This is a genomic window from Paenibacillus sp. RRE4 (assembly GCF_031844205.1).
In the GTDB taxonomy this organism is placed as follows: domain Bacteria; phylum Bacillota; class Bacilli; order Paenibacillales; family Paenibacillaceae; genus Paenibacillus; species Paenibacillus xylanexedens_B.
On the sequence record NZ_JAUZUT010000001.1, the window covers coordinates 3,773,238 to 3,798,410 of the forward strand.

General features: G+C 45.7%; 20 protein-coding genes. 5 read left to right on the forward strand and 15 right to left on the reverse strand.

Annotated elements, in window-relative coordinates; all coding sequences use genetic code 11:
• Positions 1-40 precede the first annotated feature (40 nt).
• The gene (locus tag Q9R46_RS16925; protein WP_311280854.1) at positions 41-1,366 is read left to right on the forward strand and encodes an APC family permease; all 1,326 of its coding nucleotides are present in this window, start codon (positions 41-43) and stop codon (positions 1,364-1,366) included.
• A 34-nt stretch (positions 1,367-1,400) separates the two neighbouring features.
• On the opposite strand, the gene Q9R46_RS16930 is transcribed toward Q9R46_RS16925, so the two are convergent.
• From Q9R46_RS16930 to Q9R46_RS16940, 3 genes are all read right to left on the reverse strand, one after another.
• The gene (locus tag Q9R46_RS16930; RefSeq protein WP_311280855.1) at positions 1,401-1,994 is read right to left on the reverse strand and encodes a YdeI/OmpD-associated family protein; all 594 of its coding nucleotides are present in this window, start codon (positions 1,992-1,994) and stop codon (positions 1,401-1,403) included.
• 522 nt (positions 1,995-2,516) lie between these two features.
• Complete coding sequence (locus Q9R46_RS16935) at positions 2,517-3,068, reverse strand: DinB family protein (RefSeq protein ID WP_311280856.1); 552 nt, start codon at positions 3,066-3,068, stop codon at positions 2,517-2,519.
• Positions 3,069-3,134: 66 nt separating this feature from the next.
• Positions 3,135-4,082, reverse strand: a complete 948-nt coding sequence (locus Q9R46_RS16940; RefSeq protein ID WP_311280857.1) for a helix-turn-helix transcriptional regulator — start codon at positions 4,080-4,082, stop codon at positions 3,135-3,137.
• 202 nt (positions 4,083-4,284) lie between these two features.
• Here Q9R46_RS16940 and Q9R46_RS16945 point away from each other — a divergent pair, with 202 nt between their 5' ends.
• Positions 4,285-9,621 (forward strand): beta strand repeat-containing protein, encoded by a 5,337-nt coding sequence (locus Q9R46_RS16945; protein WP_311280858.1) that lies wholly within the window; start codon positions 4,285-4,287, stop codon positions 9,619-9,621.
• Between the two features lie 134 nt (positions 9,622-9,755).
• Here Q9R46_RS16945 and pstB read toward each other — a convergent pair whose 3' ends face one another.
• The 6 genes from pstB to Q9R46_RS16975 form a co-directional block, all read right to left on the reverse strand.
• Complete coding sequence (gene pstB, locus Q9R46_RS16950) at positions 9,756-10,514, reverse strand: phosphate ABC transporter ATP-binding protein PstB (RefSeq protein WP_397386358.1); 759 nt, start codon at positions 10,512-10,514, stop codon at positions 9,756-9,758.
• Between the two features lie 81 nt (positions 10,515-10,595).
• A complete protein-coding gene (gene pstA / locus Q9R46_RS16955; protein WP_311280859.1) occupies positions 10,596-11,504 on the reverse strand; it encodes a phosphate ABC transporter permease PstA in 909 nt (302 codons plus the stop codon).
• On the reverse strand, positions 11,501-12,469 hold the full coding sequence (gene pstC / locus Q9R46_RS16960; RefSeq protein ID WP_311280860.1) for a phosphate ABC transporter permease subunit PstC: 969 nt from the start codon (positions 12,467-12,469) through the stop codon (positions 11,501-11,503). Before pstC ends, pstA begins: the two co-directional genes overlap by 4 nt.
• Positions 12,470-12,588: 119 nt before the next feature.
• Positions 12,589-13,452 carry a phosphate ABC transporter substrate-binding protein gene (locus tag Q9R46_RS16965; RefSeq protein WP_123062783.1) on the reverse strand — a complete coding sequence of 288 codons (864 nt, stop codon included), beginning with the start codon at positions 13,450-13,452 and terminating at the stop codon, positions 12,589-12,591.
• A 94-nt stretch (positions 13,453-13,546) separates the two neighbouring features.
• A complete protein-coding gene (locus Q9R46_RS16970; RefSeq protein ID WP_311280861.1) occupies positions 13,547-14,947 on the reverse strand; it encodes a stalk domain-containing protein in 1,401 nt (466 codons plus the stop codon).
• 329 nt (positions 14,948-15,276) lie between these two features.
• Positions 15,277-16,104, reverse strand: coding sequence for a sugar phosphate isomerase/epimerase family protein (locus tag Q9R46_RS16975; protein ID WP_311280862.1), 828 nt, complete (start codon positions 16,102-16,104; stop codon positions 15,277-15,279).
• Between the two features lie 166 nt (positions 16,105-16,270).
• Between Q9R46_RS16975 and Q9R46_RS16980 the strand changes: the two genes are divergently transcribed.
• The 3 genes from Q9R46_RS16980 to Q9R46_RS16990 all read left to right on the forward strand — a co-directional run bounded on the left by Q9R46_RS16980 (position 16,271) and on the right by Q9R46_RS16990 (position 19,357).
• Positions 16,271-16,888 carry a DUF6199 family natural product biosynthesis protein gene (locus Q9R46_RS16980; RefSeq protein WP_311280863.1) on the forward strand — a complete coding sequence of 206 codons (618 nt, stop codon included), beginning with the start codon at positions 16,271-16,273 and terminating at the stop codon, positions 16,886-16,888.
• A 263-nt stretch (positions 16,889-17,151) separates the two neighbouring features.
• Positions 17,152-18,057, forward strand: a complete 906-nt coding sequence (locus tag Q9R46_RS16985) for an ArsR/SmtB family transcription factor (protein ID WP_311280864.1) — start codon at positions 17,152-17,154, stop codon at positions 18,055-18,057.
• Positions 18,058-18,121: 64 nt separating this feature from the next.
• Positions 18,122-19,357 carry an MFS transporter gene (locus Q9R46_RS16990; RefSeq protein WP_311280865.1) on the forward strand — a complete coding sequence of 412 codons (1,236 nt, stop codon included), beginning with the start codon at positions 18,122-18,124 and terminating at the stop codon, positions 19,355-19,357.
• 177 nt (positions 19,358-19,534) lie between these two features.
• Here the strand turns inward: Q9R46_RS16990 and Q9R46_RS16995 are convergent, their stop codons facing one another.
• The 6 genes from Q9R46_RS16995 to Q9R46_RS17020 all read right to left on the reverse strand — a co-directional run bounded on the left by Q9R46_RS16995 (position 19,535) and on the right by Q9R46_RS17020 (position 25,073).
• Positions 19,535-20,353 (reverse strand): purine-nucleoside phosphorylase, encoded by an 819-nt coding sequence (locus Q9R46_RS16995; protein WP_311280866.1) that lies wholly within the window; start codon positions 20,351-20,353, stop codon positions 19,535-19,537.
• A 140-nt stretch (positions 20,354-20,493) separates the two neighbouring features.
• Positions 20,494-20,844 carry a hypothetical protein gene (locus Q9R46_RS17000; protein WP_311280867.1) on the reverse strand — a complete coding sequence of 117 codons (351 nt, stop codon included), beginning with the start codon at positions 20,842-20,844 and terminating at the stop codon, positions 20,494-20,496.
• A gap of 75 nt (positions 20,845-20,919) precedes the next feature.
• The gene (locus Q9R46_RS17005; RefSeq protein WP_311280868.1) at positions 20,920-21,090 is read right to left on the reverse strand and encodes a hypothetical protein; all 171 of its coding nucleotides are present in this window, start codon (positions 21,088-21,090) and stop codon (positions 20,920-20,922) included.
• Positions 21,091-21,414: 324 nt separating this feature from the next.
• The gene (locus Q9R46_RS17010; RefSeq protein WP_311280869.1) at positions 21,415-22,317 is read right to left on the reverse strand and encodes a carbohydrate ABC transporter permease; all 903 of its coding nucleotides are present in this window, start codon (positions 22,315-22,317) and stop codon (positions 21,415-21,417) included.
• A gap of 13 nt (positions 22,318-22,330) precedes the next feature.
• The gene (locus Q9R46_RS17015) at positions 22,331-23,296 is read right to left on the reverse strand and encodes an ABC transporter permease (RefSeq protein WP_311280870.1); all 966 of its coding nucleotides are present in this window, start codon (positions 23,294-23,296) and stop codon (positions 22,331-22,333) included.
• A gap of 118 nt (positions 23,297-23,414) precedes the next feature.
• Positions 23,415-25,073 (reverse strand): ABC transporter substrate-binding protein, encoded by a 1,659-nt coding sequence (locus Q9R46_RS17020; RefSeq protein WP_311280871.1) that lies wholly within the window; start codon positions 25,071-25,073, stop codon positions 23,415-23,417.
• Positions 25,074-25,173 lie beyond the last annotated feature (100 nt).

Sequence of the window (25,173 nt, forward strand, 5' to 3'; positions counted from 1 at the left end):
TAGAAAAAATTTCCTCATTTTAAACTCAGGAGAAGATTATATGTCAGATAAACTTACTTTAAAAAGAGAATTATCGTTGTCTCATGTCGTGACCATGGGTTTATCCTGGATGTCCCCCATGATTTTCTTCACCAGCTTTGGCGTTCTTCATGAAGGGGCAAAGGGTATGTTGCTTGCTGCATATATACTTGCATTTATCGCCATTCTATTCACCGCGCTTAGTTATGCCCAGATGTCCAAGGCATTCCCTGTGTCAGGCTCGGCTTACACCTATGTAACAAAGTCCATGAACCCCTTCATCGGCTTCCTCGTTGGATGGGCGGTACTGCTCGATTATCTCTTCTCCTGTATCATCGCGGTACTCATGTTTGGCATTAATCTTCATGCCCAGTTCACCTCAATTCCCTCTTTTGTCTGGATTGTGTTGTGTACCCTTGTCGTAATGATCATTAATATTGTGGGGATCAAAACTTCGGCTAACGTCAGCAAAGTATTTGTACTAATGCAGATTGTTTTCATTGCCGGCTTCTGCGCCCTGCTTGTATATAAAGCGCTTCAAAATGGATTAACTGCCGGCTGGAACCCGTTAGCCGTGAAGGAAGGCGTACCGTTTTCGACTATTCTCGCCGGGGCTTCACTGGTCTGCTTTTCTTTCCTCGGTTTTGATTCCATTACCACAATGACTGAGGAAACCAAACTTCCCAAGAAAACCATTCCCCGCGCCATTCTGATTATTGTGCTGATGGCAGGTGTGATGTACTTCATCACGGCTTATCTGATTCAGCAGATGTACCCGTCCATTAAATCAAGCAATGTGGATGCTGCCGGCTTTGAACTGATGCAAGTGATTGGTGGTCCCGTACTTTCCTCCATCTTCACGTTTGTGATCATTTTCTCCGTACTTGCCCAAGGCATGTCCTCTATGACAACCGTGACCCGCTTGATGTTTGTAATGGGAAGAACGTCTTTGTTACCACGTGTATTTGCATCTATTCACCCGAAATACCGCACGCCGGCGTTCAACATTACACTCATGAGCGTCATTTCATTATCCGCCATATTCATTAGTCTGGAGACGGCGATCAAATTCGTTAATTTTGGCGCATTAACTGCTTTTCTGTTCGTTAATCTGTCGGTCATTTTCCACTATATTATTCATGAAAAGCAGCGCGCTTTGCGGGATTTGTTCATACGTTTGCTTTGTCCGTTAGTCGGCGCAGGATTTGTACTTTATCTCATCATGTTACTCGACCTTTCCTCATTGATGCTGGGTGCAGGATGGCTGACAGCAGGATTAATCTACTACACCATCAAGCGAGTGAAATCAGCCAGCGTGAGTGTCGCCAAGGTGGATGAAGCGGTCTAAACAGATTAGAGTTAGCGTTGGGAGTATTAATTAATCAATCATTCAACCCTTTTCCCTCCATAATAGGCTGCATACATTTTTCAATGCGGGATGTCTTGGTCTTGGATTGTTTTGGCTGTGAAAAGTGATACAGATACGCCCGCTGGCGGCCAGGGGTTAGTGCTTCAAATGCTTCCTGAAATGCAGGATTGGCATCGAATTGTTGTTGCAGTTCCTCGGGAACCGCGAATTGTTCTACTTCCTTTTTTTCCACTTTCAATCCGGCTTGTTCCACTTCGATCGCTTCACGAATGTAAGCTTTCAGGATTTCTTCCTGTTCGATAATCTGCTCCAGGTTAGTGAAACGAATCTGGCGACCTCCCTGCACATTATTCGTTTGCTGAATCAGAATACCATGGGGGTCTTTGAGCAGAGAGCCTTTGAGAAACATGATCGCACAATACTCCTTGAAGCCATGAATCAGTACGACGTTTTTCCCATTTACCGTGTAGCACGGGTGCATCCATTTGTAATCTTCGGTCAGATCACAGTTCAGGATGATCTCTCTCAGCTTTACCGTTTCTTCCTTCCACGTTTTGATTTTGCTTAGATATGCATCTACTTTGGGATTGGTATTTTGCGTAGTCACAGGAATCTTCCTCTCAACCAATTAAGTTATGTTTTATTCAATCCAATCTAATTCAACTCATTTTGTACGGACTATCTTTTATCCTATTTTACCTTTATTTATCGGTTTGTTTGTGCGGTTTTTCAAGAGATTACATAGCACTACTTCAGAAGCACTTATCCAACATGTATTGGCTTCTTGCCTTCAATTTAAACCTAAATGGATAACCCAGTGAGTCCATCCAGAGAAATAGAGTATAACAAGCGCAGCCGTCTATTATTTTATACAAAAAAAGAACCTATAAATAGTCTATAGGCTCTATATTGCGGTAGTTTGTTATTGAATTTTGTTTTAATACTATACCTGTCGTTCCCCTAGTCATTAGCATCAGCATTTGCCTTTGTATTTGTACTGTATTCGCATATCCCTGCCTATGATCGATTCCACACATTTAATTTAACTCTCCATGTCTTTTTATAAGACTTCTACGTGTAATGCGCTATATGTCTCATTCTATACATGAGTAGGTACAAGGTAAGTTAATCAATTTCCCAGATTGCCCTTCAACCGATCCAGCTGTAAAAAATGATGTTTGTAGTGCATGTCGGTCAACCCAAACCACTCCTCAGCGTTAAGCGCGCCAAACCTTGGGTGAGATACTTTCCTGCTTGTAGACACGGACACTTCGTCAAGAACTGACGCTACACGCCTCATCTGCTGCACCACCTGTTGCAGTCCCTCCACCAATTGCTGCTTGCTTTCAGGTGGCTGCGGTGTATATTGCAGAGAAGCTGGTACTTTAACACGGATTGGAGGAAATTGCCCCGCCTCGAACAACGTTCTGCCAAGCTCTGTTTTTTCCGCATCAGCATGTACCGTGTTCTCGTTATTAGCGAGGCAATGCTCACTGTTACGCAAATGCATGAACAGCGCGGATTGTATCAGATGCATATACATCTGTCCAATAGACCACTCTTCTTCATTTTCCTTTTGAAGCAAATCCTCCATATCCAATGTATTCAGTGCTGCCACATATTTCTCTACGGACGTCTCAAAAGATTTCAGCACTTCACTCGTATGTCTTATCGTTCTCATCGTTCAAACAACTCCTCTTCATTCTGAATAGCTCCAGTATATAGAGGGGCTCCTGACAAGAATATGTCAGTAGTGTTTCAGGATGTTGCTTGCGATTTCTCGCATACGATTCCGTAGAAACTCCGGCTTGATTACCTCGATATCTCCACCCAGTCCTAATAAATGATGCAGTATTTCTTCGGGATGGCGGACACGAAAATTAAAATGAACACCCTCTTCCTGCTCCCGGACGTCCTCTATATAAAAATGAAGTAACTCTCTGATCTTGTCAGCCACTTGGACTTTTGCAAGAATGAGTACATGTTCGTCCCGATCATCCCGTGGCTGATAACGGTTCAGATCGAAATCCGGGGCCAGCAGAAATGTATCCTCCAGCAAAGAGAGCTCGGACATGCGGGACAAACGGAAATGACGAAGGTCCTGCCGTAGATCACATTTTGCGACCAGCATCCAATGCTCCCGCACAAGGCTGAGTCCATATGGAGAGACGACACGCTGCGTTGAGCGTTTACCATCCGTTTCGGGCAAATTTTTCATATAGGTAAAGCTGATTTTACGCTGTTCCAGAATTGCATGACGTATGTCGTGAAGATACGTTTTGACGTAGGTTGTAGTGTCCGGATCGGCAGGATAAAGCACCCGCATCGTTTCTTGAAAACGCGCTGACGCTTTACGCACATTTTCAGGTAAAATGGCTTCAATTTTGCGATGTGCAGACTTGGCTTGAATACCATAGGCAGCATCCCATCTCTGCTCGATAAATTGGGCGCCCATGAGCAGGGACACCGCTTCCTCTGCTGTAAAACTGACTGGAGGAAGAAAATATCCTTCCATCAGTGAATATCCGTGACCTGGGGCTCCTGCAATGGGAACACCAGCCTCGCTTAATGCCTGGATATCCCGATATATCGTGCGTACACTCGTCTCGAATTGAGAAGCCAGATCCTCTGCCCTGATCAGCTTCGTTCGTTGTAATTCAAGCGTGATTGCGAGCTGCCGCTCCGTTTTGTTCATGTTTCAGGCCCCCACTGTTTCAACATCCATCGTTAACCCATTTTATCATAAGACCCGTTCTTTAGTTTGGTGTATGCATTATAAGTCACACTGTACTTAAAACGATTGGGTTTCTGCTTAAATCAGCCCGTACTTCCTCATAAATTTTTTCCGCCCCAATATATTGATTAGAGTGGAATTTATGATGAAGGGTGTGAAAAAAATGGCTTTTATTGAAAGGTACGTCATTAATGATACCGGGGCGATAACTTTTACAGGAAATACGCTGGGGCTAAGTCGATCCAATACCGTTGGTGTTCCGGGTACAGTAGACAGTATTGGTGCTTATATTATCACGGATACCAGCATACAATTTGGCTCTTATCCCCCTGGAACAACTAATCTTTTTCAAAACAATAGCTCCGCTGCCATTCTGAATCTGCCTGCAGGCAGCACTGTTCTCTATGCCGAGTTAATCTGGGGCGGAACGTATATTGATAATCAGGAGGACAATTCGGCGTTTATTAACAAAGATGTCATTCTAACAACGCCTGTCGGTGTAACCACCGTCTCTCCCGATCCAGCCACAGCTAGAGAAGTTTTACTATCAACGGCATCTGGATTTCCACGAACCTTCGCTTACGTAAGATCATCCGACGTTACCGATTTGATTCGGGCCGGAGGTGCGGGTACATATGTCACAAGTGGTGTTGTAGGGACACTGTCTATACCGGACCCTAATTCCAATCATGCGGGTTGGACTCTTGGCGTTATTTATCGTAATATCTCTCTTCCCCTGCGTAATCTATCGATTCGAGTAGGAGCCGAGGTTATTCTCGCCACATCAGGTCCTGTTACTACACCGATCGAGGGCTTTGCGACCCCCTTTTCTGGTCCCTTGGCAGGCAGAGCCTTACTCGGAGCACAAGAGGGAGATGCAAGAATAACAGGAGATCAAGCCCTGTTTGGTCCTACGGTGTCAAATTTCACGGCGTTATCCGGTCCTAACAATTTTGCAACCAATTTCTTCGCTTCCCAGATCAACGGAGACACCGGGGCACTCGACACCACGGGCACCTTTGGCAATCGGAATCAGATTAACGGTACACCGGGTACAGATATCGTTGGTGGACGTCAAGGCTGGGATATTACAAACGTAGATGTGAGCAGCACATTAAGAAATACTCAGACTTCAGCTTTATTGCGTCTGACCACATCGGGTGACGGTTATTTGGTTGATTCCTTTGCGCTGCAAATCGATATTAATACACCTGTGATCACCGCTACGAAAACAGCAAGTGAAGAGGACGCCATTGTTGGAGACATTATTACGTATTCAGTTCTTGTAGAGAACACCTCCGCTTCGAATGCTACGGACGTAGTTGTGTTCGACAATGTTCCAGGGGGAAGCACGTTTATCCCTGACAGTGTGACAATTAACGGTGTCTCGCAGCCAGGAACGGAGCCTATAACCGGAATTTTTGTCGGCCCACTTCCGGCAGGCACCTCGGTTGTTGTTACATTTCAGGTACAGGTAACCTCATTGCCTACGCCGCCTCGTCTGTTTGACCAGGCGAAAGTAGGTTATACAGCACCTACCGTTCTGGATGGCCCAATCATCTCCAATGAGGCTCCATCTAACGCAGTAACGATTCCTGTCTTTCAACCGGACATCACGATTGTGAAAAGCGCAGATACAGCCAATGCACTCGTTGGCAGTACAGTGACATATACACTAGTCGTAACAAATGTTGGAAATATTGATGCATTCAGCACAGTAATAGACCCGATTCCGGAAGGCTCCAGCTTTGTACCGGGCAGTGTTACAGTTAACGGGACCGTGCAGCCTGCGGCTGATCCCGTTTCTGGGATTGACATTGGAAATGTAGCTATTGGTGGTACAGTCACCATCACATTTCAGGTACTGGTGGCTGGGCTGTTTCGGGGATTCGACCTAACGAATCAGGGTACGGTCAACTATACTTCCCAACTGCCTGATGGGCGGGTGATCACAGACACATCCGTATCCAATATCGTAACGGTGACGGTATCCACTCCACTGGTCAGTGTTACCAAAACAGCCAATGTCATTGATGCTGTGGTCGGAGATACCCTGACATACACCGTTGTTATCACTAATTCAGACACTGTTCCGATTGACAACGTTGTATTTGCGGATGCCATTCCAGCCGGATCGGTATTTATTCCCGGCAGTGTAACCATTGATGGAATCGTTCAGCCGACAACAGATCCGGCCGCAGGAGTTAGTCTTGGGACCATTGATCCTGGTGTATCTGTCACCGTCACATTCAGCACTGACGTTATTACCTTACCCGAGCCCCCCGAGCTGGCTGATCAGGCACAGGTTACTTTTACGAGTGGACCATTCCAGCAGGCATCCTTCTCTGATCCTTTGGTGATCCCTGTATATCAGCCGATCATTACAACAACCAAAACCTCTGATCCGACCTTTTCAACTGTGGGTCAGACGGTGACGTACCAATTCAATGTCACAAATTCCGGCAACATTGCAACAGACTCAACACTGACGGATGTAATACCGCCTGATGCCGCGTTTGTGCCGGGGACCGTGATATCCAATGGCATTCCATTGCCTGCGGCTGACCCTAATGTTGGCATTCCGTTAGGAACGCTGGCTCCGGAGGAATCCCTGTTCGTTACGTTTCAGATCATCGTAAATACACTGCCTGCCAATCAGCAGTTAACCAATCAGGCAGTAACGGATTATACATTTAGTCCACCGGATGGCCGGGTCATTCCGGGAAGCTCCCCCTCCAATGAGATCATCCTTCCGATATCTGCCCCGGACCCGATTGTAACCAAAAGCGCAGATGTCATTGATGCTGTGGACGGAGATGTGATCACTTACACCATCATTATCGATAATATTGAAAGCTTCACGGTCAATGACGTTATATTTGCCGACTCGATCTCAGCCGGCTCCGTGCTTGTGCCAGATAGTGTAACCTTGAACGGGACAGTCATTCCGGGAGCAGACCCTTCCACTGGCATTAATATCGGGAGCATTCCCGGCAATAGTCAGGTTGTTGTGACCTTCCAGGTCAGTGTTACCGATCTGCCCGTGCCTCTGCCCAATCCTTTTAACTTGACAGACCAAGCGAGCATCCATTTTATTGTCGGAACAACCGCTGTAGAGAACTTGTCCAATATCGTAACCATCCCCGTGTATAGTCCAATAATTACTATCGATAAATCCGCTTCCGAATCCATTGCGATTGTGGGAGACACGATTACTTACTCTTTACTTATCACCAATACGGGGAATCTGAATGCAGATGTCATATTGTTCGACCCGCTTCCGCCGGGAGAGACATTTGTGCAAAACAGTGTGTTCATTAACGGTAATCGTTGGAGCGGAACCAGTCCCTTGACAGGCATTATTCTAGGCACGATTTCTCGTGAATTTCCTGTAAATGTAACATTCCAGGCTGCAGTCACTTCACTTCCTGATCCTCCTGTACTCAACAATCAAACCAGAGCTGACTATGTTGCCCTCCTGCCGGACGGTCGCATTCTCAGTGACAGTATATTATCCAATATCGTCTCCATCCCGGTTACGGCTGATGATATTATATCTGTTGTGAAATCAACGCCTACTGAGCGTGTTCAGATTGGGGAAACCGTTACCTATACGATGTTGATCCAAAATAATGTAGCAACGCCAATTACCGATGTTGTGCTTACGGACCCGATTCCAGCCGGTACCACATTTGTTCCAGGAAGTGTTACCGTAGATGGCACGGTTATTCCCGATGCCGATCCCGCTGCAGGCATAGCGATCAGCTCAATCATTCAAAATGACTCAGCAGCCGTCACTTTTCAAGTTATCGTTAATGAACTTGTTCTTAATGAGCCTGTGCCTGTCCTTGTAACCAACCAGGCCCAAGTTCAAATTACCACAGGAAATTTCACAGATACCGTGGTGTCCAATGCAGTGACAACACCTGTAGATATCCCGGTCATCACGATTGTCAAAGCGGCAAGCTCTCAGAATGTACAGTTTGGAGATACGGTTCAGTATCTGTTTACCGTCAGTAATTCAGGGCAGATTCCTGCTCAGGTGACCTTGTTCGATACACTGTCTTCCAATACGGCCTTTGTAGAGGGCAGTGCCGAATCCAATGGCAGCCGTTTGCCTTCAGCAAACCCGGTTACTGGCATTCCTTTGGGAACGATTGCTCCGGGGCAGCAGATTGAAGCCGCCTTTTCGGTGAGCCTTACCTCCATACCTCCAAGTCTGGAGATTATAAATCAAGCGACCGTAAGCTTTACTTTCCTTACTGCAGATGGAAGAACACTCACTGACAACTCACAATCGAATCCCGTCATCCTTTATGTAAACAGCCCTAATGTATCCATTAACAAAACAACGAACAGGCCGGATGCCTTACCTGGTGATGTCATTACCTATACCATACTTATACGCAATAACAATCAATCTCTTATAAGTTCCGTTGTATTAACTGATCCAATTCCCCCGGGGACAGCCCTGGTAACGGGCAGTGTTGTCGTTAACGGAGTAGCAGCACCGTCAGGAAGCCCTGCGAATGGAATCAATCTCGGCATTATTCCACCCGGGGGCACTGCTACCGTGTCCTTCCAAGTCAGCGTGAACACCAACACGACGCTTTCACCGATTACCAATCAGGCAAACCTTCGCTATATGTTGGGACAGACGGTTTTTACGATCCAATCCAATCCTGTCAACGTACTGGTGACTTCCCATTCAACAACACAGATTACGCTTCAAAAAACGGCGGACAAAACTTCGGTTGTTGTGGGCGATGCCATCACATATCAGGCCGCTGTTACCAATACAGGAAACACAATCGTTCAGGTTACGATCACCGATCCGATTCCAATCGGAACTCGTTTTGTTGAAGGAAGTGTACGATTGAATGGACAGCTGCTTGCTGGTGCCAATCCGGCAGCAGGCATCTTCATCGCATCCCTTCAACCTGGGAGGGTAGCTTATGTGACGTTCCAGGCCATCGTGATCAATCAGCCTGTGAGCGGTAATATCATTAATCAATTTACAGCTGTATTTCAGGCCCAAGGCCAGACCACAACAGGGTCACAGCAATCCAATACAGTGGTTATATCCAGCCGATTGCCTCAGCTTACGATTGTCAAAAGTGCCAACAAATCGGAAGTCGAGGTCAACACTCATCTGCGTTACAAAATTCTCATTCAGAACGAAAGTTCTTTATCTGCAACGGAGGTAACGTTAAGGGATATCATTCAAGCAGAGTCTGTTTTTATTGCGGGAAGTGTGGTGGTAAACGGTCAGCTCAAGCCGGATGCGGATATTACCAAAGGGCTGTCACTGGAAACCATTCCACCAAAAGGAACTGTTGACGTTCAATTTAATGTGTTGATTTATCGTATACCTGAGAACTACAGGCTGGTAAATCAGGCTTCACTGCATTTCTATATTGCTCTGCCCGATGGTAGCCTCCTGCCTTCATTTCTGTCCTCCAATAAAACGGATGTGGAAATTACAGAACATGAAGAATAGGGTCTTGAAGGAAAAATGCTGCTTTAGTCTCTCCCTGCCAAAAAAACGAAGAGAGCCACTCCATCAGGAGTAGCCCTCTACCATTGAGATAGTTTTATGAAGAACTTATACTCTACTTTTCACTGACATTCAATCTAACCGAATCTACCGCTGATATAATCCTGTGTGCGCGGATCGGCAGGTTCGGCGAACATGCTCTTGGTAGCCGAGTATTCCACAACTTCACCGTTCAGAAAAAACGCGGTCTGCTGGGAGACACGCGCTGCTTGCTGCATGTTGTGGGTAACCATCACGATGGTGTAACTTTCCTTCAGCTCATGTGTCAGTTCCTCAATCTTGAATGTGGAGACCGGATCAAGAGAGGCCGTCGCTTCATCCATCAGCAAAATATCCGGTTCGACCGCTAGAGCACGAGCGATGCATAGACGCTGTTGCTGTCCACCTGACAAACTAAGCGCTGAGCGCTTCAGGTTGTCCTTGACTTCGTCCCAGAGAGCGGCGGAACGCAGACTGCGTTCAACGATCTCATCGAGCTTTTTTTTGCCATGAATCCCGTGCTGTCTCGGTCCGAAAGCAATGTTGTCATAGATGGATTTCGGAAAAGGGTTCGGTGACTGGAAGACCATACCGATCTTCTTGCGGAGTGTCTCTACATGTACATCACCACTGTAAATATCGGTTCCACCAACAGCTACGGTTCCCTCAATTCGTGTGCCGGGTATCCGGTCATTCATACGGTTCAGCGTGCGCAACAAGGTAGATTTGCCACAGCCGGATGGACCGATAAATGCCGTAATGGCGCGTTCCGGAATTTCAATAGATACTTCTTTCAGTGCCTGAAAGGTACCGTAAAATAAGTTCAGCTTCTTCGTTTCAATAATCGATTGCACCATGTGCCCTCCTGGCGATGAATTGGAATATACTATTTTTATAGCAGACATAACAGGTTTGCCCGCATAGACTTTGGCTTTACGTTACACTTGATTTTTACGCGAATTAAACCACAGCGGCACACGGAATAAAATATTGATAAGCAGCACGACAAAGATCAGCACCGCCGTAGATTTCTGGGCAATCTGCTCTGCATCCGGCACAATGGCCTCGGACTGGATATACCACAGATGCACGGCCAGCGTTCCGCCTGGCGATAACAGATTGAAATCCCACATCTCGCCGGACGTGGATACACCCGCAGTGAGAATAATAACGGCACTTTCGCCAAAAGCACGGCCTGCGGTCAGACAGATGCCTGTCATGATTCCGTTCAGCGCAACCGGAAGAACCACCTGCCGAATCGTCTGCAGATGCGTCGCACCCAGTGCAAACGAACCGTTACGAAGCTCGGTTGGTACCGCACGAACCGATTCCTCTGTCACCCGGGTCAACACGGGCAAGTTCAGGAAGGCAAGACTGACCGCAGCGCCAAGAATCGTCAGACCGATCTCGAAATACTCTACAAACAGTGCAATCCCAAACAAACCAAAAATAATCGATGGCACGGACGACAGCCCTTCCACGCATATACGCACAACCTCAATCAGTTTGTTGTTTGGTGCAAATTCAGCCAAGTAAATGCCTGCCGCAAGACCGATCGGAATCGAGATGAGAAGAGACAGAATCAGTACGTAAAAAGAGTTAAATAGTGCCGGGCCAATCCCTCCGCCCTCTTCAATCTCACTCGGTACACCGTACAGGAAATCCCAGCTGAGCATCGGCAACCCTTTTTGCAACAACAGGAACAACAATCCCACAATAAACAAAATAACGATGATACCTACGCCCCACACTGTCCCCGTAAACAGCCGATCCATCCATGCCGAGGACGCTCGCCGTTTGCCAAAGGAATACGCAGTAGCCGGATTAACCTCTCTTTTCACACTCACAGGTGACGTCCCCCTCTCTTCTGTAGCATTCTCACGGCAACGATCATCAGGATGGAGATCGCCAGCAAAATAAAGCCCATCATGTATAAACCATGATTCCAGATCGAATCGAACTCCACGCTGGAGATTTGCATCACAATGTTACTGGTCAGCACGGCGGTTGGCGTAAACAGACTGGTCGGCAGCTGCGCCGTATTACCAATAACCATCACCACCGCCATCGTCTCACCAATGGCACGTGTCATGCCCAGAATGACTGCATACATAATGCCTCCTCTTGCCGCAGGAAGCACAACCCGGGTAATCGTTTGAAACCGATTCGTACCGAGTGCATACGCCGCATCCCGGTATTTGTTCGGCACGGCGGAGATCGCATCATCACTAATTCGGCTAATCGTGGGCAGTACCATAATCGTGAGCACAATAGAGGCTGCCAGCAGACCATCTGCCAGATCACGTCCGCTCAAGTCTCTAAGCCATGGGATCAATACCGTCAAACCAAGATAACCGTATACGACGGACGGGATACCCACCAGCAGATCGAGCACCGGACGCAACAGGCGACGAAGCCATTTTGGTGTCATTTCCGCCAGAAATACAGCAATGATTACCGATATTGGAATCGCCATGAGCATCGTAAGTCCAGTGAGAGCAAACGTACCCAGAATAAAGGTCAGCGCACCATAGTGCTCATTTTCCGGGTCCCAGTTCGTAGAGAAAAAGAATTCCTTCAGTGAGACGTCTGCAAAAGTGAGTACACCTGTGCGAAGCATAAGCACCAGAATACAGAACAGAACGAGGCAGACAAAGGTCGCACTGCTAATGCAAAGGATGCGAAACATACGGTTAGACCACCGAAGGCGTGCTTTACGGTCAAAGCGTCTTCCCTTCTCGGGCGCTTTCCCAAGGCTTGGGCCAAGCTCATTCGGAGCCGGGCTGTTCGCCGGTGGATTCATTTCCATCATAGAGGACTCTTCCTTTCACATAGAGAAGCCAGCTTGGCGACCACGCGCGGAAGCTGGCTATCCCTTTCGTATGAAATGCAGGTGCAGGTTGAAGTCTGATTCAGATCAGACCGAACGTTTTACTTAACGGCTGCGAGCGGAATGAATTTCAGCTTTTTCAGGGAACCGTTCTGGAATTTGTTGCTTTGGATGTATTCGATGAATGCTTTCGTTGCACCCGTTGGTTGACCTTTCGTCATGTAGTATCCGATACCCCATACTTTGTACGTTTTGTTCAGCACGTTTTTCTCTGTTGGAGCCACGCCATTAATGGATACGGCTTTCATTTTGCTTGTTACGTAAGGCAGGTCGATATAACCAATCGCGTTAGGTGTTGTTTCGATGGTCGTTTTCATGTCACCGCTCGAACCTACTTCTTTGTAGTTGTCCCCTTTGCTCATGAAGTCTTTACCATCTAGTGCTTTTTGTTGGAAGTTAACACGTGTACCTGATCCGAACTTACGGTTAACCACAACGATTTTACCGTCTGAACCGCCAACTTCTTTCCAATTCGTTACTTTGCCGGAGAAGATATCTTGCAATTGTTTCGTAGTCAGATTCGTTACACCCACGTTTGTATTTACTACCGCGGTAAACACAGTTACTGCTACCGGATGAGCAACCTGTCCATCGAATTTTTTGAAGCCAGGAACATCCTTGGATGCATCCCAGTCTACCGCACCGATATCTGCAATGCCTTTACGAACGGATTGTGGGCCAGTCACGGAACCCGCAGCGGATGCCGAGATTTTAACTTTTGGATTGTCTTTCTTGAATTCACTCGCAGCTTGAAGCGTCAATGGAAGGAGTGCAGAAGATCCATTGATGACAATTTTGCCTTTCTCCGTGCTTTTGGCAGCCGATGCTGTCATTGCACCACCAAGTCCACCAACCAGAGATACAGCCATCAGCATGGCTGTGAAAGGTTTAATCCATTTTTTCATTGTAAAAAGCTCCTCTCGAATTTTGCGTTTTATTATTCATTTCATTTTTTTAATTACGCTTTTTCATTTCAAATACGCATCGAAGCGTATGTTTTTACTTCGTTACAGCTTTCCAACTGCCATCTGCCTGCACCAGCACTCGCCCGTTCTCAACGACAGCAATCTGTGAACCCTTCACAACGATAGAAGATACATCAGAGGACACGGTGTACAACTTGGATTGTTGTCCAGTTACCGTATCGATGGACAGGATCACACTGTTCTTATCATCCTGCGCAGCAAGTACGTATAAGGTACCGCCTGAAAGAACTGCTTGTTCTACATCATGCTCTTTATACACGGTGACTGGTTTCTGGGATGCATCTACGGACATCAGTGAAGCATTACCATCTTCAGACGGTACACTTACGTAGTAAGCTTTCTGACCATCTGGAGAATAAATAAATACTTTATCATCCGTGGAAGTGGTTAGCTTCACCGCCGATGGTTTTTCAGAACCGTTGTTATATGAAAATAATTGCTGTTGATTCGCCGAGAAATCAATGTCCACATTGTCTGCATCTACATTTGTCGAATCTGCGGTTACTTTACCCAGAGTAGTTACGGTATAGACGAATCGTTTGCCGCTCAGTGACACATTCAAGTTTTCTTTGTAATCGACTTTATCTTCCACCAGTTTCTTGATAGTACCGTCCGCCAGATTCAAGTTGGCGATCACCGATCCTTTATCTCCTTGAAGGAAATAGATCGAACTCTCATCTGCAGACCAGACCAGCTCCGGCTTGATGCTTGTATCATTCGTAATGAGCTTGGAAGCCTTCGTTTTCAAATCGATAACGTATACGGCTCCTTCTGCATTCGTATAGGCTGCTTGATTGCCGCTTGGAGACACAACGAGGTCTGAACCACCTTCAGTCGTTAACAACAGTTCATATTTTCCAGTGGCTGTATTCACGAGGTAGTCACTTCTACCCTGATCATCGTTCTTGGAGACAATAAGTTCATTTGCTCCGGCAAAACGCGGGTTCTCTGTTCCTTCGATCAGAGCAATCGTGCTGACTTCAAGCTGACCGTTCTTCAATCCAACGGTACCCCCTACGCCTGCCACTAGCGGACGAAGTGCAACGTAGCTTACTCCTCCAATGATCGTAACCGGCTGGTTCAGATTCACCTTAGCCCCGTCCACGACAAGCTGTTTGGACTTGTTCTGCAAGCTGACCGTGTGACCATTCAATTGAATCACCGTCGCTCCGTTTGCAATTTCAGCTTGTGCACCGATCGCTTGAATTACATCACGAACGGCTACAAGCGTTTCTCCATTTTTCACAATCGAACGTACAATGACACTGTTACCGTTTATGGTAAACGTGGAGTTTTTCACCTGAGCTACATTCGTACTAGCTACAGTTTTTGTTGCAGGAGCAGCCGATACTGCGTGAGCCACAGAGGTTGTTAAAACTGTGGCTACCATGGACACTACTAACGTCTTCTTCATTGACATTGGCTCTTGTCACCCTTCTTTTCTCCATATATTCTTGCCTGATATTGCTGTGCCCTGCTTGGTATGCTTGCATGTATCGTCTATATGAGAGCTTGTTCGCCTCATCCCCCCAAACTATCCACGTTCATAGTAAAAATGACCTATCACGTTTGTAATTATAGGAGGGATTTGTAAACGGGAAATCTTGGAATTGTTAACGCAATGTCAATGTTTTCATATAAACACATTCATATTGTAAAATTTTCATTACAATTCGGCTGGCCCCGTGATTGCAACAACAAATAACCCATACGAATTGCATGGGTCAAAGGTTATCGTATTTTTTAAAGGGAAGCAAACACCCGATCAAAGCCTGCCTTTGACTTGGCAAACCGTGTCTCCACATCCAGTTCGGAAGCAGGTGCTAGCACTTCCTGAGCCACGACATCGTCGTACCCGATAGCCTTCAGATTTTTCAGAAAACCTGTTAGATTAATGATACCTTCTCCCGGATAAAGCCTTTCTCCGTCCTTCAATTCCTCAATAGGCAGGTCATAAGCATCATTGATGTGTACATGAACCACCTGCTCCCGCTTTAGCTTCAGGAGTTCGTTCATCTCCGTCCCATTCGTGTGCCAGTGATACGAATCGACGAGCAGACCCACATTGGGTGCGTGAATGGTATCGATCCAGTCCAATGTATCCTCTACACGCCAAAGAAACGGATTCTTCCATTGTGTGCGCAGGTGATGACATCCCACAAACTCCAGTCCGAGCCGGATTCCGTAAGCATCCAAAATATCAGCACAGAGTCTTAGTCGTTTGGTCGCTGCAACCATAAATGTCGCAGCAGGCTGATCGGTAGAGGGCAGAATGTAGGTGCAGCACTTGTTCACGTTCAGTGCGGCAGATGCTTCGGCCATTGCTACCAGGTTCGGTAACCCCTCTCGGAATTGTTCATCGTCTGAACGCCATTCCACTGGAAAATCCGCTGAGCCAATAATAACTTGATTGCTTTCCAGCAGATGCTGGGCTTGTCCTATGCCATACGTCTGTACGAATGAGAGCGGATTCAAATCAACTGCCCCAAAACCATACCTCGCCGCATACATAATATATTGTTGATCGGAGTCCAGCTTGCCAAGTCCTGCCTTGGTCAATCCCTTAATCATCCCTTCGCCTCCTGACTGTTTCTATACGTGCTCATTCCATTGTAAACGAAATGCCTACCCGTCAACAGAACAAACGCAACCCTTCACCAAACCTTGCGTATGTAAAAAAATACTCATTTACAGGAAAGGATTGGTTATTCATCTGTGAATTCTCTATTAAAAAAACATGGACCTACCCTCTACACAGCCTGTATTCTATATCGATCAACATAAATATGCATCAGACCATGAGGATGGTACAAGGATCATCTATCGAAGCCAAGATGCAGACCCCATTCAGGTACAAGTCGAACAACACAAACGTATCGTAACGATTGACGAGCAGAATTATACGGTTACTCGAACCGCTTCCACACCTATTGCAACATATAATGTATTTTACCCTCAGGGGCACAAATATGAAGTCGAGCAACAGCACGGTATTTTATTGAGTTATGATGAAAAAGGAAATATGGCTCCTCCGGAAAGTGACGTTCTAAACGGGGAACGCGTAATTGCAGAGGGTGAGGAACAATATACACCGGTTATGCTCGTAACGGCTGCCTTCCCAGAGTACCACGAGAAACCAGGTATGCCTGCTTTTCTATTCCTCGCCATTGCCATATTCATTTATGGGTGGTGCACGTTTTATTACGAACCATTTCAGCGGTTTCTTTTCTGGACTTCCTTCCAATGGGTATGGGTGAATAATCCCGAACCTAGTGACTTTTATTATGTTATGTGCAAAATAGGAGGCGTCCTGTGTATGATCCTTGCCATCTGGACCGCATTTCAGGCATTTTAATCATGGTAATACAACATGAACTATGACTATATAGCGCATTGACTCAACAAAAAATGAAAATATAAACACGAATAAAACCATTCATAGATTCAATGAATGGGTCTATTCGTGTTTGTTATGTATCCATCCATAACAATTTCGGTTGTACAAGAACATGGGTTATAACATTCGAATCGGTTAGCAGTTGAAAAAAAACGCTGGAGCATATATTATGAAAAACAAATAGTTCTATAAACATAGAACAAATAGGGGGTTCTACATTTATGGATTATAAGGTTGAGGTTGATTTCTCTCCGATGTACGAGTGCGTAAACAGCTTGATTGCTTTTACGAACAAACAAAATCATAACGCCCTAGATGCGGGGAAATCTTGGATACATGAAGTCCAGAATCGTTTCACCCCAGCCAAGCTTCAACTTATGCGCGATATGATGAAAGCGACAGACAACTTTACTCTTGCTCCTTACATTTGGACATGTCCTGGAGAACGATCGGTGAATGGGTTTATGGATTGGCTTGAGAAATTGTCAACAGGAGAGTTATTCGACATTGCATCCCAGTTTCACATGTCTGTGCCCTCTAATTTATCATCACTGCGTAGCCAGACTTTAGAGGTACTAAGAGAATGGAATAGTCGCTACTTCAGTCAAGTTAAATCAGTCATCATAGATGAGCTCATTCGTGAGGCAGAGGAAAGACGCGCCCTCATTGATGGTACTAATGACAAAGAGGTGTATGAAGATGCAACACAAGGCATGCGCATTTATCCCACCTCTAAGTTGAAAAAGGTCATTCTGATTCCCCAATACCATGCTCGTCCTTTTGTCACGTCAACCATCTTTGATGAGGTCATTTTCACGAATTACGCTTGTGACATCATGCCTACAGAACCGGGACGGCCTGATCCTCAATTGCTACGCCTTACACGAGCCTTGTCCGATGAGACGCGATTAGTTATTTTACGTCTGCTTACAGGTAAGCAATTATCTTTTTCCGAGATCGTCCGTGAAGTCAAGCTTTCGAAAAGCACTATACACTATCATCTGATTTTTCTTCGAGCAGCAGGTCTAGTTCTCGTTCACTACGATCACAAAAATACGGAATATAGCTTGCGGTTGGAGGCCTTGAATAGACTCCCTCAGCAGATTAACGACTATTTTCATAACTAAGTATTCTGCATATCATTTGTTTCGTACTCACTAAGTTCTATTTGACATCTACGGAGGAATTTTCATGCTGAAACGAAGTTACTACTATTTATTAGCCACGGTTACTCTAAGCTCCTTCGGCGACATTTTTGGTCTCTTGGCCATGGAATGGATTGTCTACGAATTAACAGCTTCCAAACTGGCTATGGGTGCTATGGCACTATGTTTCAGTATTTCTGAGGTTTTATTCCGGCTACTTGGGTCTCCGCTATCCGATCGGCTGAACCGACGGAAATTCATGACCGGACTTGTAATCATTAGACTAGCGGCTCTTCTGATTCCTTTGATTATGAGTGTTGCTGGCCACCTGCACATCTGGCATCTATTCATCGCAGCAGCACTCAGTGGTGCTTGTTCTGCACTTTTTATGCCAACAGCCATGGCTGTGATCCCTGGTGTAGTAGACAAGCATCAATTGATACGCTCATTCGCTGTAATCGATGGTGCTCGTAATGCTTCTGCCTTAATCGGCCCCGCTTTGGCTGGAGCTCTAATCGCACTTGCCGGTTCCTTGCCCACATTGGGCGTCAATGCTGCATGTTACCTTTTAGCATTATCTGCATTGCTGTATATGCCTACGATCCATCAACAATCCATTTCTAACGTTACATTTTCATTCAAAGAATATATTCAAGATATTGGCGAAGCTTTCTCCTTCTATCGAAAGTTCCCCGCAATGTTAACCATTATGCTCATGGTTTCCATAAGTAATATGTCTTCTATAGCTGTCTGGACGATGATGATTCCTTTTGTGCGTGAAGTCTTACATAAAAATGCTGTGACCATGGGTACCTTGACCTCAGCTTCTGCATTCGGTACCCTCGGCGGGCTGTTAATCATATCCAAGATAGGTGAGTTTAAGAAGAGAAGAGTTGTTATGCTTTGCAGTTTAGCTACGATTGGACTCAGCTACGTTTTACTCGGGGCATTTCCCAGTTATCCATTTGCACTCCTTATTTTATGTATCTCTGGGGCAGCAGGACCTTTTTTTGGTGTGCTTAGTTCCTCGCTCCATGGCACACTTGTACCTGTCTCCCTCCAAGGTAGAGTCAATTCCATTCGATTCTTGATTGGTGGGGGGTTACAGCCTGTGGGAGCTTTTGCAGGTGCAGCAATAGCTGAGAGATTCGGTATGCCCATACTATTCCTAACGATTGGATTGCTTCCTATATTCTGTTCCATAGCCGCAGCCTTTCTGCCGAATCTGAAATTTTTGGATGGAGATTTAACAAAACTCAAGAAAGAAGAGTCATTCTCATGAATTAAATAAAGCAGGTCGTATGACCGCTATGGATGGGCTAAGTTATACATATCTTCATATAGATATATTTCCACTTATAAGTCACACCTTTTCTCTGCAAAAAAACATTGCCCCACCAGAAGTTTCTGATGAGGCAATGCCTGCGAATGAGTTCTACTAGCATAGCGCGATGCGATGTTACATTTTTTGCAAAATCCCTTTAACCAAGCCGATAAACGTTGTTTTCACTTTCGCGGCTACCTCAATAACTTCATCATGGCTGAGCGGTTGATCCAGAATACCACATGCCATGTTTGTCAGACAGGAAATGCCGAGTACCTTCATGCCGCCATGAATGGCAACAATCGCTTCTGGTACAGTAGACATCCCTACAGCATCCGCACCCATCGTGCGAATCATGCGAATCTCCGCAGGTGTTTCATAAGCTGGACCACTCCACCACGCGTACACCCCTTGTTGCAGGCTTACATTTTGCTCTTCAGCAACCTGTAGAGCGACACTGCGCAATTCACGGTTGTATACTTGAGACACATCCGGGAAGCGCACGCCCAGATCAGCATTATTTGGTCCAATCAACGGATTGTTGCCAACCAGATTAATATGATCCGTAATCAGCATGAGCTGGCCTGGTTCAAAACCGGTGTTGACCGCACCGCAAGCGTTGGTGACGATCAGTTGCTCAACGCCCAGTGCCTTCATAATGCGAACCGGGAATGTTACTTCATCTAAGGTAAAACCTTCATAATAGTGAAGGCGGCCTTTCATGGCTACAACGGTCTTCCCCATTAATTCTCCAATCACCAATTCATTGGCGTGTCCGATGGCTTCGGATTGGGCAAAGTATGGAATCTCTGTATAAGGGATCACTGTTGCATTCTCAATCTCGTCTGCGAGCGCTCCCAGTCCTGAACCCAGAATCATACCTACCACTGGCTTGGTGTTGATCCGGTTTAATATGTAATCGCGTGCTTCCTGGATGTGTGCTGATTGATGCATAATAACGTCCTCCTGATAATCTGAATTGATATTACGTATACCCTATTTATAAGCGTTACTTATCAAGTGTAATGAACAACAGCTCGGATGTAAATGGGTGTACTCATTCACTCTTCAATACACAATTCCGACAAGCTCCGCTAGACCTTAACTCCGAACTGCAACGCGCCGAAGTATGGCTTCAATATCTTATTAAAATAGTCTTCTTGCTCTTCAATCTGCTCAACATACGTCCATACTAAACGTTCTTCTGTGTCGATGTTTATTACCTCAAACTCCATCTGACGAGAGGCCCATAAGGTGACCTGCCCCATAGCAATCCCTGATTCATGAACATATCCAATGAAAGGATCAGAATTATACTTCTTCTCATCTTCAGGATTTTCTTTTCTCTCTTCCGTTGAGATCTGGAGCACCTGCAACTGTTCCTGTTTACTTTGCATCCAGCATCGAAATGAATCAAGTATAAGTGGTTGTGGTTGTGGTTGCAATCCAGCACCTCCTCTTCAAAATGATACACCAAATAGCCGATCCTTCACCAAAATCGACTCCATGGTACCCATATGCTAATGCAACGTATGACTCCTCCTGCTTTTGTACCAGTCCATCCCCATCATCAACATAAGCATCCAAAACGCAAATATCAGCGGCTTACCAATTGTTCCCTCTCCAAAAATAAAATAGGCCATCACGAAATTTCCGATAAACGTTAACGCATTATTACGGATGCTTTCCATCTTATTCAACTCCATCTTGAATTAGATTTATGACCCTTCAAAATATATCGTTTTGACTCGATCTCTTTCCATTGGATATGAACAGAGACAAGAAATTACTCAAGATCTAGAAACTTAGCACCTATCGATTACTTGACGCTGACTCACAAGACCACGCCGTATTATTGAAAATTATAACATATCAGCAATTGAACGGATGTCTTTTCTTTCTTATTTTGCTTATAACTGCGTATACCAAAAAAAGCCGGCCTCACTCGGCCGACTTCTTTAGATTCTATCCTAATTTGCTTCCTAACGATGATAACTCATCGTTTCTGCTTCTTACTATTCCTTCACACTACCTAGTTGCAATCCGTGTACAAAGTACTTTTGCAAGAACGGATACACGACAAGGATTGGCAATGCTGCAACAATGGTGATCGCTGCCCGGATCGATATCGGCGTAACCATATTACGCGCTTGCCCCAAATTTGCCCCGTTGGATACCGAAGCACTGCTGTTGGTGTTCATAGAAGAGGACAGCAGTTTCATCAACTCGTACTGCAACGTACTCAAGTTTTGCTTGGATGAAGCATACAGGAACGTATCAAACCAAGAATTCCATTGTCCTACCGCAATGAACAACGCGACCGTTGCAAGTACAGGCTGACACAGCGGTAAAATGATCGACATAAACGTTCTGAAATCGCCCGCACCATCAATCTTGGCTGACTCTATCAGTCCTTCAGGCAACGTCTGGATATACGTCCGAATAACGATCATGTTAAACGCACTGATTAGACCCGGAATGATGTATACCAGGAAGTTGTTAAGCAAGTGCAAATCTTTGATCAGGAAGTACGTTGGAATGAGACCTGCACTGAAATACATGGTCATTACAACGATAATCGTAATCGGTTTACGCAGAATGTAGTCTTTGCGGCTCAGCGTATACGCCAACATGGAGGTGAGGAACAAGCTGAGAATTGTACCAAGTACAGTTCTGGCAACCGAGATTCCAAAAGCCGCGAATATGGTTCCACCCGCAAATACGGCTTTGTAGTTCTGGCTGGTCCATTCCCTCGGCCACAAGTAGATTCCGCCTCGAATCGTATCGTTACCCGCATTAAAAGAAATAGCCAGGGTGTTCAAAAATGGATATAAGGTCACTACTGCAATAAAAATCATCAGCAAGCCGTTAAATGTGTGGAAGACAATCGGCTCAACTCGAGATTTGTTTATTCCCATCGATGTGTCCTCCTCATATTAATCGGTCTTCGCCGAATCGTTTGGATATTGAGTTAGCTGCAAATATCAGGGTGATACTGACGACGGTTTTGAATATACCGGCTGCGGTAGCAAGTGAATAGTTACCGATCTGTAGCCCGTATTTCAAGACAAAGATGTCAATGGTCTGAGACCAGTCAACAACGACACCATTTCCAAGCAAGTACTGTACTTCGAATCCGGCTTCCAGAATCCATCCCATATTCATAATCAACAAGATAATGACGATGGACTTGATGCCGGGCAACGTAACATACAACATTTTTTTATACCGGTTAGCTCCATCAATCTCAGCCGCTTCATAGAGTGAGGGGTCAATGGAAGTGATCGCCGCCAGATAGATGATTGCATTCCAGCCGACTTCTTTCCATACGTGTGATGCACCGACAATACCCCAGAAATACTCTGGAACACTGAGCCACATAATGGGTTCTTTAATGAATCCGAGCTTCATCAGCACTACGTTCACAATCCCGCCATCAACGGATAACGAGCTGGCTACAATGCCCGTAACGATGATCCATGACAGGAAGTGAGGCAGATAGGAGATCGTTTGAATCGTGCGCTTGTACAGATTGTGTTTGATTTCATTCAGCAAAATCGCAAAAACAATGGCTGTCACAAAGCCAAGAATCATGTTAATTAAACTCATCGCGATCGTATTGCGAAGCACGTTCAGAAACGCGTCGTCCGTAAGCAGAAACTTGAAGTGCTTAAGTCCGACCCACTCCTGTTGCGAGAATTTCTTCGCTGGACTGTAATTCTGGAACGCCATAACCCAGCCCCAGATCGGGTAATACGAGAAAACCAAAATATAAGCGACGATGGGCAGAGACATAAACATCAGTTGTTTTTGACTGCGCAGGCGCTTCATCAGAGGCGTCTTGGTCACAACGGTTGGAGCAGATTTTTCCTGTATGGCTCCTGGCGTATTCGCCATCTTTCACTCCTCCTATCAACGTACGCGGATTTCGAGGAAAGATTGTTCGGAAGGCACAGGGCATAATTTATATCCATATACCTGACACCTTCCGAGCCAATCTAACAACCGCTTTTATTTATTTCACGGTCCAGTTCTGAATCCGCCATTGTAATTGCTCATTGATTCGGTCTTCATACGCTTTCACGTTGATTTTCTTGTAAGCGTCCACATACTCGCCCCAGATCGAATCAAATTGATCTGCATTGGACATGATTGCTTTAGGCAAGTACTTCAGCGACGTATCGGTCATTTGTTTGTTGGCTACCGAAGCATCTGAACCTTCTTTCAAGTCCACCTGCCACGCTGGATAATACACTGGGTTCTCAGGTGCAGGAGAGAAGAAATCACTCCATGTTTTGAAACCGTATGCATCCAGCAATTCTTTATCCTCCGCCTTCAAGCTATCGTAGAATTCCTCAGGCTGGTTAAGCGCTCCTACAGCATTACCATCCTCAAAAGTCCCCTCCAGCTTCGGTGATGCTTTGTAGAAACCTTCCGCTTTGTTAGCCAGTTTCCATGCCGGGTCGTCCTGTTGAAGACGTTGTTCAGGTGTACGATAGAATCTGCCTTTATCGTTAACCATGTAGTCTACGCCCTCTTCACCCCAGGACAGCAACTTTTGATACTTTTCATCCATCAACTTATCCAGGAATTTCAGAATTGCAACAGGATCTTTAGCATCCTTACTGATACCAAAACCGTTGTTCAAGTTAATTACCGGACGATCCAGGTAATGATCCTTGATGCTTGTGTCGTAAACCAGCGGGAAGCCAACATATGTTTGAGCAATTTTGTTTTGAGCTACAAGCGGGTCCTCCCCTTGCTGGAAGTTCCAGTGCTGATCAAACATGCCGATAACACGGCCCGAAGAAATTTTCGCCAAATACTGGTCGTAGTTCTGGACGAAGGCTTCTTTATCGAGCAATCCATCGTTATAGAGACTGTTCAGCTCTTTATAGTATCGTTTTGAAATGTCTTTATCCGCGAATACGGTTGCAACACCTTTGTCATCTACAACAACACCACCATCATTTGGATGACCGGTCAAGTGCTCCGGCGGATTAAGGAGAGGGAATGTTCTCCAGTCAGAAGCCAGTGTTGTAAAACCAATGGTCGGCTGACCATCCGATGTCGTCGGGTGCTTAGCCGCATAATCACGAATCAGCTTCATATACTCATCAAGTGTTTTCGGTGTTGGATATCCGGCTTCTTTCAGCACCTGCTTTTGAATCCAGAAAGCAGGCCCGGAATAATAGTTACTAACGAATTCACCAGTATATACACCGTAGTTAGGCAACCAGTAAATATGGCCATCACTGGAATCCTTCATCCGTTCCCAGTCTTTTGCGTAATGCTTTTTAAGGTTTGGAGCATGTTGCTCGATCAGATCTTCCAGCGGGATCACCGCACCAGCCGCAACCAGCTTGGTATCTGCCGTAATCAGATCCGGGTAATCTCCACCCGCAATCATAACCCCCAGCTTCTGTTGAAGGTCACCGACCAGAAATTCCATGTTTAATTTGACACCCAGCTCTTCTTCAATCCTTTTGTATATTCGGTTATCCGCTGCCGGTGCCTGATTCGGCTCACTAATAAATGCCGAGATGTTTAATATTTCCTTACCATCGGGTGTGGTCGTTTTGGCTTCGTCTCCACTGCATCCTGCCAGTGCCAGAGTTAATGCCAGAACAAGAGAAACGGAACCCCAAAGTTTCTTTTTCTTCAATCCCCCCATGTATTGCGCCTCCTTGGAAGTGGTTTGCCTTACTGATTTCATTATGAGGAAATGTATGCGGTTTCAAAATAAACAGATTTAAGCATCTCCCCCCCTTAAT